Origin of the sequence: Bradyrhizobium sp., assembly GCF_035652035.1 — a bacterium.
GTDB lineage: Bacteria > Pseudomonadota > Alphaproteobacteria > Rhizobiales > Xanthobacteraceae > Bradyrhizobium.
In genome coordinates, this window is sequence record NZ_DASREO010000063.1 from 35028 (window position 1) to 49534 (window position 14507).

Consider the following 14507-nt stretch of genomic DNA (forward strand, 5'->3'; position numbering starts at 1 on the left):
CGGGACAACACTCAAGAAAGTACTTGAGTCTCGGTGGGCCGCCTGATACTTAAGCGTATGCTTAAGCATTCCGATGAACTGGACAAGGCGTTTCACGCGCTCGCCGATGCGACGCGGCGGGGGATCCTTGAACGCTTGTCACAGGGCCCCGCTTCGGTCAGCGAACTGGCGCGGCCGTACCGGTCGACGCTCGCCGCCATTCACCAGCACGTGCAGGTGCTGGAAGCGAGCGGCCTCATCGTCACTGAGAAGATGGGGCGAACGCGCACATGCAGGATCTCCGCGGACGCCGTCGCCCGCGCCGAGCAGTGGCTCAGCGAGCGCCGCCAGCTTTGGGAACATCGTTTTGACCTCCTCGGTAAGCTTGTCGAGGACAAGGGATCGCCATCCCGCCATTTGCGAAAAGGAAAGAAGAAAACATGACGGTTACGCCTTTCTGCCACGGCACCTTCACCCTCAAGCGCGTCTGGGCGGCGCCTCCAGCGCGCGTGTTTCGCGCGTGGTCCGATCCGGAGCTCAAGGCGCAGTGGTTCACGGGACCGAAAGACAAGTGGACGGTGACCGGGCGCTCGCTCGACTTTCGTCCAGGCGGCATTGAGGTGCTGGAAGGACACTTCAACGATGGCAGCTTCAGCAATTATACGGCTCGCTTCCACCTGATCGAACCCCACCAGCGCATCATCTATGTCTACGATCTCCACCACGGTGGACGCTTCCATTCGGTTACGCTGTCGAGCCTCGTCCTTCAGGCCGAGGCCGGCGGTACTCACGTCTCCTATACCGAACAGATCGTGTTCATCGACGGACGCGACGGCACGGCCGATCGGCAGCACGGCACCGAACTGATATTCGCCGACATCGCAAAGGTGCTGGGCGTGAAGGAGGTCGAACAATGACGTTAGCCCTCTACGGTCATCCGTTCTCGTCCTATACGCAAAAGGCGCTGATCGCGCTCTACGAAAACGCCATCGCATTTGAATTCAGGATCATCGGCCCGGCAGCGCCGGAGAACTACGATCGCCTGAAGCGGGCATGGTCGTTGGCCAAATTCCCGCTGCTCGAGGAGGACGGGACCAACGTCTTCGAGTCCACGTCGATCATCGAGTATCTTCACCTCAAGCATCCCGGTCCCGTTCGCCTGATTCCGAACGATGGCGACGCGGCGGTCGAAACGCGCACGCTTGACCGCGTCTTCGACAATTACGTCATGACGCCGATGAACGCGATTGTCCGCAATGCGATGCGCGCTGAGGAAGATCGGGATCCCTCGATCGTCACTGAAGCCCGCGCGCAGCTGGAGGCGATCTACGGCTGGCTCGATCAGCGCATGGCGACCCGCAAATGGGCGATCGGCGAGGTCTTCACGCTCGCGGATTGCGCGGCGGCACCCTCGCTGTTTTATGCCGACTGGGCCCATCCGATCGCGCCCGCGTTTGTTCACCTGCGCAATTATCGGCAGCGCCTGCTCGCGCGTCCGTCCTACGACCGTGCGAACAATGAGGCGAGGCCGTATCGCCACTACTTCCCGCTGGGAGCGCCGGATCGCGATTGATCCGCCGCGAGGTCATCAAGCGAGTTCCGCGCGTGTGACTTCGGCCACAGTCGAAGGGGTGGTCAAAACGAAACCACAATCGTGAATTGAAATGGCAGACACTCCTCCCAAAACAGAGTGTCAACCCATGTCTCGCAAATTCACCGCGGCTTGGACCGCGTCCGCTATCGCGTGCCTGTTTGTACCTCACGTGTGGGCGCAGGACGCCGCGGCTCCGAATCCGAATGTTGCCGCACCTTCTCCGTCGTCTGCCGCGCCACAGTCGAACGTTAATCCGCCGGACGCCTGCAAATTGTTGCCGCAATCCGATCTCGAAGCCGTGTTCCCGAAGATGCCGATCGTCAGCAAGGGGCCGACGCTGAGCCCGCTCTACAAGGGGCCGCAATACAACGAACGCTGCATGTACATCGTCAAGCTGCCGAGCCCGACCTCTTCGTCGGAGCTTTCCAAGTTTGTGACCATGAACGTCATTCAATGGGGCAACAACACCAGCGGTCCTCGCGGGGCAGCCGCGACATTCGAGTCGCTCCGCTCGACGCAAGAGAAGATAACCAGCGTCCAGCATCACATCGAAGACGTGAAGGACGTCGGCGAAGTGGCTTTCACGGACAGCACCAAGGACCAGGTCAAGGTTTACGTTCGTAAGGCCGACCTCGTCTATATCCTCAGCCTCGACACCTACTCGCCACAATCCATGCCGAACGCACTGGCGTTGGCTACGCAAGCGGCGAAGCGCTGGGAGGAAGTGACGGGAATGGCGGAGGCTTCGACTCCCATCCAGAAGAACGGGGACGTGGATATTCCGGCCGACACGCGGGCCCCCGACATCGCGCCGGTGGACCAATGGCCGGACGCCTGCGCATTGCTGACGCCGGAGGACGTCCGTGCCGTCTTCGGCGACATGAAAATCGAACCGCCCCACAAATCGTTTGGACAAGTCACATATCATAGCCGGGTCGAGCGCACCGAAGTGCTTCCGAAACCGATCCGCTGCTTCTATCAAACGAGCCGCCCGCAGATGGTCAATGGCGAGCGCACGTTCATCACTCACAGTGTGACCTTGAATGTCTCGAACGTGGCAGCGAATGTCGACCTCTCGAAGAGATACTACGCGGCCGCGCGGAAAGTCCTCGATGCGTCCGCCGAAGTCGAGGGCCTTGGTGACGAGGCGAGCTTCAGCGCGACCTCGAACGTGGTCTACATCCGCAAGGGGCCTCTCGTGATCCAGGTCCAGGTCGGCGGCGGTGACCGCGATCATGCGGTCCACGACGACGCCGGGCGACGCGTCAATGCGCTCGCCAAGCTCGTGGCGCGAAAACTTGCACACACGGACCACATCTGAAGGCTTGTGCCTGAGGCGCGACGCGCCTCTGGCAGGGCTTGCGGCCTTCGCAAGCCCGCTCAGTGTCAGAATCGAGGCGCTCTAGCCCGGTGCAACCAAAATCCTGTGCACGGTAATTTGTGTGAAGGCTCCGCCTCTTGCTGCGCAAGGAATGGTTTACCAACCTTTTCCACCCCGTCGCTCTCCCCATTTCCGCCGTGTTCCCCCTGCGGTATATTGCTTCGATGATGCCGGCGCAGGCCGGCATCGGGGACGAAGGCTGTCAGGCACGCGAAAACCGCGGCCGGCAGAATGGCACTTGGGGCGAATGCAAGAAATCAAAGGGTCAGCACCGGCTATGGGCGCGTGGCGGGGCTTCGCCGTCGCCTCGGCATGCCTTGTCCTTGCCAATTGCTCTTCGTCCGGCCTCTCAAGCCGGGTCGATCCCAAATACGGCGTCTCGTCCAGCCCCCGCGTCGTCGCCATGGGCGACCCCGTACCGAAAGGCGGGGGAACCTATCGGGTCGGCAAACCCTATACGGTCGCCGGCCAGCTCTACGTGCCCGAAGAGAACGTCAACTATCGCCAGGAAGGCCTCGCCTCCTGGTACGGCGATGATTTTCATGGACGGCTGACCGCCAACGGCGAAGTTTTTGACATGACTTCGCTCTCGGCGGCGCATCCGACACTGCCGATGCCCTGTTATGCCCGTGTCACCAATCTTGCGAACGGCAAATCGCTGATCGTGCGCGTCAACGACCGCGGCCCCTATCACGGCAATCGCGTGATGGACGTCTCGAGCCGGGCAGCGGAACTTCTCGAATTCAAGAGCAATGGCGTGGCGCGGGTGCGCGTCGAATATGTCGGCCGCGCGCCGCTGGAAGGCTCCGACGATCGCCTGTTGATGGCGACTTTACGCACCGGCACTCCGGCGCCTGCGCCGTCGCTGGTCCAGATTGCGTCGGCGCGGCCGTTCGTGCCCGAGATATCCGGCCGAGGGCGGCCGATCCGCGGCGAGGTGCCGCTCCCCGAGGGCAGGCCCTATAACCTCGGCAGCACGCAGCCGGAGCAAGGCTACGCGGACCAGGACCGCACCGCTTATTTGCGGGCGCGTTCCAACGATCAGTCTCAGGATGAACAGCGCACGGCCTCTTACGAATCGCGGGACCACTACCTGACAAGGCCGGTCACCGCCTACGCGCCAATGGATCCGCAGATTCCAAGCGAAATCCTCGCCGGGCGCGGTCTCTACTGATCTGAATTGATCCGAAATCTAAGCGCTCAAGCCCGAGGGGCGCGCTCGCAAGCGGCACCGCGCCACCCGCGCTTCTGTCCTTTCCACAACATCTTATCTGAGACGATGAAGGAAGGACCTCAACGGGCCGCGAGGGGCGGAAAGTCGTGTTGTTTGAGCGGTTTCCAGCTGTTAGAACGCTGACCTTCAAGGGCATTTTCGATGGCACGCTCGACATTGCTGCCGCATTGGCCAGCCGTCACGACCGGGCGCCTCACGCGCGCCCTGATCGCGGCCGCAATCGTGACGGCTTTGGGCTGGAGTGGCGTGCTTTTCGCCGCCAACCAAAGCGTGCAGGGCGCCAAGAAGGAGGAAGGCGGGTTCGACGGCGATGCGCCGACCGCGATCCTGACTGAAGCAAGCAGCGGCGCCGTCCTGTTCGAAAAGAACGCCGACGAACTGCGCGCACCCTCCAGCATGATGAAGTTGATGACGGCCGAGGTGGTTTTCCACGCCATCAAGGAGGGCGACATCAAACTGACCGACGAATATCGGGTCAGCGAAAACGCCTGGCGCAGGGGCGGCGCACCGGCCGGCGGATCGACCATGTTCGCCGCAATCCACAGCAAGATTGCGGTCGACGATCTCCTGCACGGCGCCATCATCCAGAGCGGCAACGACGCCTGCATCGTGCTGGCGGAGGCCATGGCGGGCAATGAGCGCACTTTCGCCGAAACGATGATGACCAAGCGCGCACGCGAGATCGGCCTCCCGCGATCGACTTTTGCGAATTCCAACGGGCTGCCGGATCCCGGCAACAAGATGTCGGTGCGGGAACTCGCGATTCTCGCGCGCCACATCATCCTGACCTATCCGGAATTCTACAAACTGTTCGGCGAGAAGGAATTTACCTGGAACAAGATCCGGCAGCCGAACCGCAATCCTCTGCTCAATTCGCTCGAAGGCGCCGATGGCCTGAAGACCGGCTACACCAAGGAGGGCGGTTACGGGATGGTTGGGTCGGCCGTCCAGAACGGCATACGCCTGATCGTTGCTATCAACGGGCTCGAGGATCCGGAAGACCGCGCCACCGAGGCCAAGAAGATGCTGGAGTGGGGTTTTCGTAACTTCGAGGTGCGCACGGTGTTCGCGGAGAACCAGACCATCGGCTACGCCAAGGTGTTCGGCGGCGACACCCGCTCGGTCGCGCTGGCGAGCCACGAGCCGGTCAAGGTGATGGTGCAGAAGAACGGCAACGACAAGCTGATTGCGCGCGTCGTCTATAGCGGGCCGGTCCGGGCGCCGTTCGAGGCCGGCCAGAAGGTCGGCGTCGTCAAGGTTTGGCGCGGCGCCCACGTCGCGGTGGAAACGCCGGTTTATGCAGCGGAATCAGTTGGCCGCGGCTCGACGGTGCGGCGCGCCTTCGACGGCGTCACAGAGCTGGCGATCGGATTGTTCCGCGCCGGCGCCGAGAAGCTGTGACGATGGCGCAGCCAGCAGCCAAGGCCACCGGCGGACGCGGGCGTTTCATCTCCTTTGAGGGCGGTGAGGGGTCGGGCAAGTCCACCCAGATCAAGATTCTGGCGGAGCGGCTCGCCGCCGTAAAACTGCACGCCATCGTCACCCGCGAGCCCGGCGGATCGCCCGGCGCGGAGATCATTCGCCATCTGGTGCTGTCCGGCATGGGCAAGCTGCTCGGCCCCGAGGCCGAGACGCTGCTGTTTGCCGCCGCGCGCGACGACCATGCCCGCACCGTCATCGAGCCTGCGCTCAAGCAGGGCACCTGGGTTCTCAGCGACCGCTTTTCCGACTCGACACGCGTCTATCAGGGCGCACTTGGGCACGTCGCACCCGGAATTCTCAACGCCATGCAGCGGGTCACGATCGGCGACCTGAAGCCGGATTTGACTGTGATCCTCGACGTTCCCGTCGAAGTCGGCCTCAAGCGCGCGGCCGCACGGCGTGGCACAGCGGCAGCCGACCGCTTCGAATCGGAAGACATCGGCTTCCACCAGCAATTGCGCGATGCCTATCGCCAGATTGCGAAAAACGAGCCCGAACGTTGCGTGTTGATCGACGCAACGGAAGATCCGGCAAAGGTGGCGGCGAGCATATGGTCGGCTTTGCGCGATCGCTTTTTCACAGCGAGCGCCGGTAGCGCGGCGGCCTCCGCATGAGCAAGGCCGAGGTACAATTTCCGGTTCCCCATCCGCGGGAAACCACCGACCTGTTCGGTCACCGCGAGGCCGAGACGGCGTTGCTGAGCGCCTATCGCAGCGGGCGCATTCCGCACGCATGGCTGATCGGCGGTGCGCAGGGCATCGGCAAGGCCACGCTGGCCTACAGGATGGCCCGCTTCGTCCTTGCGCACCGCGATCCGCTTTCAGCAGCCGTGCAACGCGCCGACGATCTGAGCGTCGATCCCGCCGATCCCGTTGCCCGCCGCGTCGCGGCCGAGGCGCATGGCGGGCTGCTCGTGCTTCAACGAACAGCCAACGACAAGGGCGTGATGCGTACCGTCATCACGGTCGACGAGACCCGCGAGACGATCACGTTTTTTGGATCGACCGCGGCCGCCGAAGGCTGGCGGGTTTGCATCGTCGATACCGTCGATGAGCTCAATCCCAATGCCGCCAACGCGCTGCTCAAGACCCTCGAAGAGCCGCCGCGCCAATCGCTCTTCTTGTTGATCAGTCACGCGCCGGGAAGGGTGCTGCCGACAATTCTTTCGCGCGGCCGCCGCTTGCCGTTGCGCCCGCTCGCGACAGTCGACGTGATCAAGGCCACAAGTCAGGCCACCGGCGTCGCGAACAATGATCCCGCGCTGCGCGACGCCGCAGAGGCTGCGGAAGGGAGCGTCGCCCGCGCCTTGACGCTCCTCGGCGGCGACGCGGTCAAGCTGCATCAGAAGACCGCCGCGCTGCTGTCCGCCCTGCCGCGGGTCGATCCGCGCGAACTGCATGCGCTTGGCGACGCGCTCGGCGGCAGCGACAAGGTTGCGCTCGCGACCTTCGTCGACAGCATCGAGCGCTGGGTCGGCGCGCGCATGCGCACGGAAGACCCCAATGCGGACCTGCCGCGCCTTGCACGGCTGGCGGAGGTGTGGGAAAAGATCGGCCGCGCCGCGCGCGATACCGCTGAATACAATTTAGAGCGAAAACCGCTTGTATTCTCGGTATTTGGGATGCTTGCGGAAGCCACGCGGTAATCGCTGTCACGCTCACAATCCCGATAGTTTTGTTTGAACCAAAATAAGGAATTCGCCGTGGCGAAGGCTGCGAAAAAAACCGTCAAGAAACGCAAGGCGAAAAAGGCCCGCAAAGCGCGCCGCGCCGGTGCGAAGCGTGCGGCCACCAAGAAGGCTAAAAAGGCAGCGAAGAAGGCCGCCAAGAAAAGCAGTAAGAAAAGCGTCAAGAAAGCGACCAAAAAGTCCGCCGCCAAAGCACCGGCCAGGAAAACAAAGGCTAAAGCCGCGAGCCCGGACAAGGCGAAAGCCGTTGCCAAGGCTCCCGTTGCCAAAGCTGCTGCCCCTAAGGCTCCCAAGGCTGCGCCAGCGGCCCCGGCTGCCAAGGCTGCGCCCGCCAAGGCTCATGCACAACCCGCCAAAAACTCGTTCTACATCACGACCGCCATCGCCTATCCCAACGGCGCGCCGCATATCGGCCACGCCTATGAAGCGATTGCAACCGATGCGCTGGCGCGCTTTCAGCGGCTCGACGGCAAGGACGTATTCTTCCTGACCGGCACCGACGAACACGGTCTGAAGATGATCCAGACCGCGGAAGCTGAAAAGCTGACGCCACTCGACGTCGCGACACGCAATGCGCAGCGTTTCAAGGAAATGGACCAGCGGCTGAACATCTCCTTCGATCGTTTCATCCGCACCACCGAAGAACAGCATCATCGCTCCAGCCAGGAAATCTGGAAGCGGATGGAGGCGAACGGCGACATCTATCTCGACAGCTATTCCGGCTGGTATTCGGTGCGCGACGAGGCTTATTACGCCGAGGAGGAGACCACCCTTGGCGAGGACAATGTGCGCCGTGGTCCGCAGGGCACGCCGGTCGAATGGGTCGAAGAGAAGAGTTACTTCTTCCGTCTCTCTGCCTATCAGGACAGGCTGCTCGCGCTGTACGAGCAACATCCGGATTTCATTGGCCCCGACTCGCGCAAGAACGAGGTGGTGAGCTTCGTCAGAAGTGGGCTACGGGACCTGTCGATTTCACGCACCACGTTCGACTGGGGCGTCAAGGTGCCGCAAGATCCAGAACACGTGATGTATGTCTGGGTCGACGCGCTCACCAACTACATCACCGGCGTCGGCTTTCCCGACGAGGAGGATGCGAACTGGCATTATTGGCCGGCGGACGTGCACATCATCGGCAAGGACATCATCCGCTTCCACGCGGTGTACTGGCCGGCCTTCCTGATGTCAGCCGGAATCCCCGTGCAGAAGCGCGTCTATGCCCACGGCTTCCTGTTCAATCGCGGTGAGAAGATGTCGAAGTCGGTCGGCAACGTCGTCGACCCGTTCAATCTTGCCGATCAATATGGCGTCGACCAGACGCGCTATTTCTTCCTGCGCGAGGTCCCGTTCGGTCAGGACGGCAGCTACAATCACGAAGCCATTGTCGCGCGCATCAATGCTGACCTCGCCAACGATCTCGGCAATCTGGCGCAGCGCTCGCTGTCGATGCTCGCCAAGCAGTACCAGGGCGTGCTGCCGGAGCCCGGCGAATTCTCTGACAACGACAAGGCCATTCTGGCGCAAGCCGACGGCATGATTGCCCTTGCGCGAAACGCCATGGCGACCCAGCAGATCCATCAAGCGCTCAACGCGATCTGGGCGGTCGTTGCCGAAGCCAACCGGTATTTCGCCGGCGAAGCACCCTGGGCATTGGCGAAGACCGATCCCAAGCGTCAGGGTACGGTTCTGTACGTGACCGCCGAAGTGGTGCGCCAGATCGCCATTCTGGCACAGCCGGCGATGCCGCAGGCGTCAGGAATGCTGCTCGACATTCTCGGCATCCCCGACGAGGTCAATTCGCGCAACTTCGCCGCGCTGGCGACGCGGATCAAGCCCGGTTCGGTGCTTCCGCCGCCGGCGCCGGTCTTTCCGCGCTATATCGAACCGACGACGGCCTGAACGGTTTGACTCGCATGCTCGTCGACAGCCACTGCCATCTCGATTTTCCGGACTTTGCCGATGATCTCGACGGTATTGTCGCGCGGGCCGAGGCGGCCGGGATCGGGCGCATCGTCACGATCTCGACGCGGGTGAGGCGGCTCGACGCGCTGCTCGCGATCACGGACAAATATCGGCCGGTCTATTGCTCGGTCGGCACCCATCCGCATCAGGCCGACGAGGAGGACGGCATTGCCGCTGACGAACTGATCGCACTGACCAAACATCCAAAGGTGGTCGCGCTCGGCGAGGCCGGTCTCGACTATTTCTATCAACACGGCTCGCGCGAAGCGCAGGAACGCGGGTTTAGAGCTCACATCGCCGCTGCGCGCGCCACCGGTCTTCCGCTGGTCATTCATACCCGCGAGGCTGATGAAGATTGCGAGCGCATTCTAATCGACGAGACGACAAAAGGGCAGTTCCGCGCGGTGCTGCATTGCTACACCGGCGGTCGCAAGCTTGCGATGAAAGCGATCGAGCTAGGCCTTTCGATTTCGTTCACCGGCATCCTCACATTCAAGAAGTCGGAAGAGCTGCGGGCGCTTGCGGCGGAGCTGCCCGCCGACCGCATCATGGTCGAAACTGACGCGCCGTATCTGGCGCCCGGCAAGTTTCGCGGCAAGCGCAATGAGCCGGCTTACGTGGTCGAGGTCGCCAAGGTCCTTGCGGAGGCCCGCGGCGTTTCGCTTGAGGAGATTTCCCGTCAAACGACCGAAAATTTCTTCCGCCTGTTCTCGAAAGTGCCGCAAGCCACATGACGCTGACGCTCACCATCCTCGGCTGCGGATCCTCGGCGGGTGTGCCGCGGCCCGCGCTCGGCTGGGGCGCGTGCGATCCGAACAATCCAAAGAACCGCCGTCGTCGCTGTTCGCTTCTGGTCGAGCAGACCGGCCATGCCGGCACGACGCGTATCGTGATCGACACGTCGCCCGATCTGCGAGAGCAGCTCATCGACACCAAGGTCGACCACCTCGATGCGGTGTTCCTGACCCATGAGCACGCCGACCAGACCCACGGGATCGACGATCTGCGCTCGGTGGTGCTGCATCAACGGCGACGCGTCCCAACCTATTTCAACATGTCGACCGCCAAGGACATCATGGCGCGGTTCTCCTACTGCTTCGTGACGCCGGAAGGCAGTCGGTATCCGCCGATCCTCGATCGCCACGGGATTGAAGGCGGCGACAGCCGTACTATCGAAGGGAAGGGCGGCGCTGTGACCCTTTCGGCCTTCAATGTCGTGCACGGCGATATTCCGGCGCTCGGTTACAGGATTGGCGCGGCTGCCTATACACCCGATGTCAGCGATATCAGCGAATCAAGCTGGCCTTACCTGAAAGACCTCGATCTCTGGATCATCGACGGCCTTCGCTATGCGCCCCATCCCAGCCATTTCAGCGTCAGCGATGCGCTAGGTTGGATCGAGCGCTTCAAGCCGAAGCGCGCGGTCATCACCAACATGCATTCGGACCTCGACTACGAGGCCCTGCGCCACAAGCTGCCCGACGGCGTCGCGCCGGCCTATGACGGCATGCGGCTGGAGATCTGACGACGTCATTCCGGGGCGCGAGTGAAACGAGCGAGCTATGGTGCGCAATTGCGCACCTGAGAATCCATCTCGCCGCAAGAATACAAGGAGAAATGGATTCCGGGCCTGCGCCTAACGGCGCATCCCGGAATGACAAGAGTGGGATCGCTTCGCCTGCGCTCGCGATGACGACTGCTCATCAAATCTTGTGCAGTTCAAGTGCTGACGGATGAAACAGCTCTTCGGGGCTCAGCAGGCGGGATGACAATCCCTCGGCGTGATGGCGCTCCAGGAAACGCCGCAGCACCTCGCGGTTTGGCTCCAGCCCATACGACCAGAAATCTGCGCCCATGAGGCGGCGCGCCGCGCCCAATTGCTCCTCGACGAAAGGCAGCGTCACCTTGGTCGCGGACGTATCCGAGAGTTTTGCCAGCGCGACCGCCTTGGAACGCTCGAACGCCTTAGTGATGGCAACCGGCAGCCACGGGTGTTTTTCAGCGAGCGTGCGGCGGATGCCGAGCGTGTGCATGATCGGAAACAGCCGAGTGCGCTTGTACCAGTCGGTCGCCGTCGCCTGCGGGTCGGGGAAGAGATAGCCGACATTGGGATGTCCGCGATCGAAACAGGACGGCGCGCGCGGACCGATCACCGCGTCGACTTCGCCGCTCGCCAGCAGATCCGAGATGGTTGCATCAGCCCGCGCATTCTCGATGCGGACGTCGGAGGGCAGGTTGAGGCTGATCTTCTCGATCCTGCCGGGATGCTCATAGCCGCCACGCACCCAAGTGACGTCTGAGGGGCGAATGCCGTAGTCCTCTTCAAGGAACAGCCGCACCCAGATGTTGGCGGTGAGCTGATATTCCGGCACGCCGACGCGGCGTCCCTTGAGGTCAGCCGGCGATTTGATCCGGTCGGTGCGGACATAGACCGAGGTGTGCCGAAACGCACGGGACGGGAACACCGGCACGGCAATGTAGGGGCTGGTGCCCGCAGCGGTCTTGACGGAATAGCTCGAGAGCGACAATTCGCAGACGTCGAAATCGGCGTGCCGGAAGGCACGAAAGAAGATCTCCTCGGGATCGAGCAGCATGAACTGCGCATCGATGCTGTCGATCTGGACTGATCCATCGACCAGCGGGCGGATCCGGTCGTAGTCGCCGATCGCGACGGACAGCTGCAATTTGCTCATCAGAGAACGCTCCCTTAAGATAGTTAGGAACCTTACTATTTCATCCAGGCCCCAGAGCTCAACAGGGAATTCCCGCTATGTCCCATGCCGTAACCAAAGCCCTGACAACGACCATCCGCGAACTGGTCGATGCCAACCATATTCTGTTCGATCAGGGCGTCGTGGACGGTTTTGGTCATGTCAGCGTGCGGCATCCGGAACGGCCCGATCGCTTTCTGTTGTCACGTAGCATGGCGCCGGCGCTGGTCACTGAGAAGGACGTGCTGGAATTCGACCTCGACGGCAACCCGGTCGTGCCGGGCGGTCCGGCTCCGTACCTCGAGCGCTTCATCCACGGCGAGATCTACCGCAAGCGGGCGGACGTCAATTCCGTCGTGCACAGCCATTCGCCCTCTGTCGTCCCGTTCAGCGTGGTCACGGGCGTCAAGCTGCGGCCGGTCTGCCACATGTGCGGCTTCCTGAGTGAAAACGGCGCGCCGATTTTCGAAATCCGCGACTTTGCCGGTCCTGGCAGCGATCTTCTGATCACCAGCGGCAAGCTTGGCGCCGCGCTCGCGGATACCTTAAGCGATGGGCCGGCCGTGTTGATGCGCGGGCATGGCTCGACCGTGGTCGGCGGCACACTGCGTCAGACCGTGTTCCGCGCGGTCTACACGGAAGTTGGCGCGCGGTTGCAAATGGAAGCGATGCGACTCGGGCCCGTCACCTATCTCACGGAGGAAGAAACGGTCGGGACGACCAGGACGATCAGCACGCAGTATGACCGCTCCTGGTTCCTCTGGCTCAAGGCCGCGCGCAACAGTCCAATGTCGCGCCAGGGGGCCTGACCGACACACGCTAGGGCGGCTTCTTATGACAAAATCGCCTTGGCCGAGTGAACCTGGTCACGCAGCAGGAATTTCTGGATCTTGCCGGTTGAGGTCTTCGGGATCGGCCCAAACACCACGGCTTTCGGCGTCTTGAAGCCGGGCATCTGGGACCGGCAGAAGGCGATGATATCGGCTTCGTTCGCTGTCGCGTTTTCCTTCAGTTCAATGAAGGCGCAGGGCACCTCGCCCCATTTCGTGTCCGGCTTGGCGACGACGGCGGCAAACAGCACGGCCGGATGTTTGTACAGGACATCCTCGACCTCGACTGAGGATACGTTTTCGCCGCCGGAAATGATGATGTCCTTGGAACGGTCCTTGATGATGACGTAGCCGTCCTTGTCGAGCACGCCGAGGTCGCCGGTATGAAACCAGCCGCCGGCAAAGGATTCTTGCGTGGCCTTCTCGTTTTTGAGATAGCCCTTCATGACGATGTTGCCGCGGAACATCACTTCGCCAATGGTCTCGCCGTCCCGCGGCACTTCGCGCATGGTCTCGGGATCGATGACCGTGACGGATTCCTGGAGCGGGTAGGAGACGCCCTGACGGCGCTTGAGCTGCGCGCGTTGGTCGGGGCTAAGATCGTCCCAGCCGGGTTGTTCGGCACAGAAGGAAGCCGGACCGTAGGTTTCGGTCAGGCCGTAGACGTGGGTCAGGCTGATCCCGATCCGCTCGGCACCTTCAAGCACGGCGACCGGCGGCGCAGCGCCCGCGATCAACCCGACGACGGGCGAGGCGTCCGATTTTGTCGGCGCTCCCGGCGCATTGATCAGCGTGTTGTAGACAATCGGCGCACCGCACATGTGGGTGACGCCATGCTGCTTGATCAGCTCGAAAATCTTCGCCGGATCGACCTTGCGCAGGCAGACATTGATCCCGGCCGCGGCGGCAATGGTCCACGGGAAGCACCAGCCGTTGCAATGAAACATCGGCAGGGTCCAGAGATAGACCGGATGCGCACCCAGATTGGCGGCGAGGATATTGCTGACCGCGTTGATGTAGGCGCCGCGATGGTGGGTGACGACGCCCTTGGGATTACCCGTGGTGCCGGACGTATAGCTCAGCGCGATCGCGTTCCATTCGTCCGACGGCAGGCGCGGCACAAAATTCTCGTCGCCTTGCGCGAGCGCCGCCTCGTATTCGATGTCGCCAATGCGCTTGTTGCCGAAGGCCTCGTCGTCGACGTCGATCACGAACGGCTTTGCACCTTTCATTTGCTTCAGCGCGTCCGAAATCACGCTAGCGAATTCCGGGTCGACCAGAATGACCTTGGCGCCGCCGTGGTCGAGCTGAAACGCGATCGCCGACGCATCGAGCCGGATGTTGAGCGTGTTCAGCACAGCGCCGGTCATGGGCACGGCGAAATGCACTTCGTTCATCGCCGGGATATTCGGCAGCATCGCCGCTACCGTGTCGCCGAGGCCGATGCCGCGGCCGGCGAGATATGAGGCAAAGCGTCGGCAGCGCGCATAAGTCTCTGACCAGGTGAAGCTGCGGCCCTCATAGACCGTGCTGGTATGATTGGGATAGATCGCGGCCGTACGCGCCAGGAAACTTAGCGGCGTCAGCGCGACAAAATTCGCCGGCGTCTTTTCAAGGCCGAGGTCGTATTGGCTCTGGGCTCCTGCCATC

At 62.3% G+C, this 14507-nt stretch carries 14 protein-coding genes; 12 read left to right on the top strand and 2 right to left on the bottom strand.

Annotation, left to right across the window (positions count from 1 at the left end; translation table 11 throughout):
- The first annotated feature begins 57 nt into the window (after positions 1–57).
- The 11 genes from VFB05_RS16790 to VFB05_RS16840 all read left to right on the top strand — a co-directional run bounded on the left by VFB05_RS16790 (position 58) and on the right by VFB05_RS16840 (position 10841).
- The gene (locus VFB05_RS16790) at positions 58–423 is read left to right on the top strand and encodes a metalloregulator ArsR/SmtB family transcription factor (RefSeq protein ID WP_325014014.1); all 366 of its coding nucleotides are present in this window, start codon (positions 58–60) and stop codon (positions 421–423) included.
- Positions 420–896 (top strand): SRPBCC family protein, encoded by a 477-nt coding sequence (locus VFB05_RS16795; protein ID WP_325013913.1) that lies wholly within the window; start codon positions 420–422, stop codon positions 894–896. The genes VFB05_RS16790 and VFB05_RS16795 overlap by 4 nt, the downstream gene beginning before the upstream one ends.
- A complete protein-coding gene (locus tag VFB05_RS16800) occupies positions 893–1552 on the top strand; it encodes a glutathione S-transferase family protein (protein WP_325013915.1) in 660 nt (219 codons plus the stop codon). Before VFB05_RS16795 ends, VFB05_RS16800 begins: the two co-directional genes overlap by 4 nt.
- Positions 1553–1679: 127 nt before the next feature.
- Positions 1680–2894, top strand: a complete 1215-nt coding sequence (locus VFB05_RS16805; RefSeq protein ID WP_325013917.1) for a hypothetical protein — start codon at positions 1680–1682, stop codon at positions 2892–2894.
- Positions 2895–3231: 337 nt separating this feature from the next.
- On the top strand, positions 3232–4128 hold the full coding sequence (locus VFB05_RS16810; protein WP_325013919.1) for a septal ring lytic transglycosylase RlpA family protein: 897 nt from the start codon (positions 3232–3234) through the stop codon (positions 4126–4128).
- A gap of 201 nt (positions 4129–4329) precedes the next feature.
- The gene (locus VFB05_RS16815; RefSeq protein ID WP_325013921.1) at positions 4330–5589 is read left to right on the top strand and encodes a D-alanyl-D-alanine carboxypeptidase family protein; all 1260 of its coding nucleotides are present in this window, start codon (positions 4330–4332) and stop codon (positions 5587–5589) included.
- A 2-nt stretch (positions 5590–5591) separates the two neighbouring features.
- The gene (gene tmk / locus VFB05_RS16820) at positions 5592–6284 is read left to right on the top strand and encodes a dTMP kinase (RefSeq protein WP_325013923.1); all 693 of its coding nucleotides are present in this window, start codon (positions 5592–5594) and stop codon (positions 6282–6284) included.
- Positions 6281–7315 (top strand): DNA polymerase III subunit delta', encoded by a 1035-nt coding sequence (locus VFB05_RS16825; RefSeq protein WP_325013925.1) that lies wholly within the window; start codon positions 6281–6283, stop codon positions 7313–7315. The genes tmk and VFB05_RS16825 overlap by 4 nt, the downstream gene beginning before the upstream one ends.
- A gap of 33 nt (positions 7316–7348) precedes the next feature.
- On the top strand, positions 7349–9253 hold the full coding sequence (gene metG, locus VFB05_RS16830; protein ID WP_414643209.1) for a methionine--tRNA ligase: 1905 nt from the start codon (positions 7349–7351) through the stop codon (positions 9251–9253).
- A 14-nt stretch (positions 9254–9267) separates the two neighbouring features.
- Positions 9268–10050: a TatD family hydrolase gene (locus tag VFB05_RS16835; RefSeq protein ID WP_325013929.1), complete on the top strand. Its 783-nt coding sequence runs from the start codon at positions 9268–9270 to the stop codon at positions 10048–10050.
- Positions 10047–10841 carry an MBL fold metallo-hydrolase gene (locus VFB05_RS16840; RefSeq protein ID WP_325013931.1) on the top strand — a complete coding sequence of 265 codons (795 nt, stop codon included), beginning with the start codon at positions 10047–10049 and terminating at the stop codon, positions 10839–10841. The genes VFB05_RS16835 and VFB05_RS16840 overlap by 4 nt, the downstream gene beginning before the upstream one ends.
- Before the next feature lie 178 nt (positions 10842–11019).
- Here VFB05_RS16840 and VFB05_RS16845 read toward each other — a convergent pair whose 3' ends face one another.
- The gene (locus VFB05_RS16845; RefSeq protein WP_325013933.1) at positions 11020–12009 is read right to left on the bottom strand and encodes an ABC transporter substrate-binding protein; all 990 of its coding nucleotides are present in this window, start codon (positions 12007–12009) and stop codon (positions 11020–11022) included.
- 77 nt (positions 12010–12086) lie between these two features.
- On the opposite strand from VFB05_RS16845, the gene VFB05_RS16850 reads away from it, so the two are divergent.
- A complete protein-coding gene (locus VFB05_RS16850; RefSeq protein ID WP_325013935.1) occupies positions 12087–12836 on the top strand; it encodes a class II aldolase/adducin family protein in 750 nt (249 codons plus the stop codon).
- 23 nt (positions 12837–12859) lie between these two features.
- Here the strand turns inward: VFB05_RS16850 and VFB05_RS16855 are convergent, their stop codons facing one another.
- Complete coding sequence (locus VFB05_RS16855; protein ID WP_325013937.1) at positions 12860–14506, bottom strand: acyl-CoA synthetase; 1647 nt, start codon at positions 14504–14506, stop codon at positions 12860–12862.
- Position 14507: the final 1 nt, after the last annotated feature.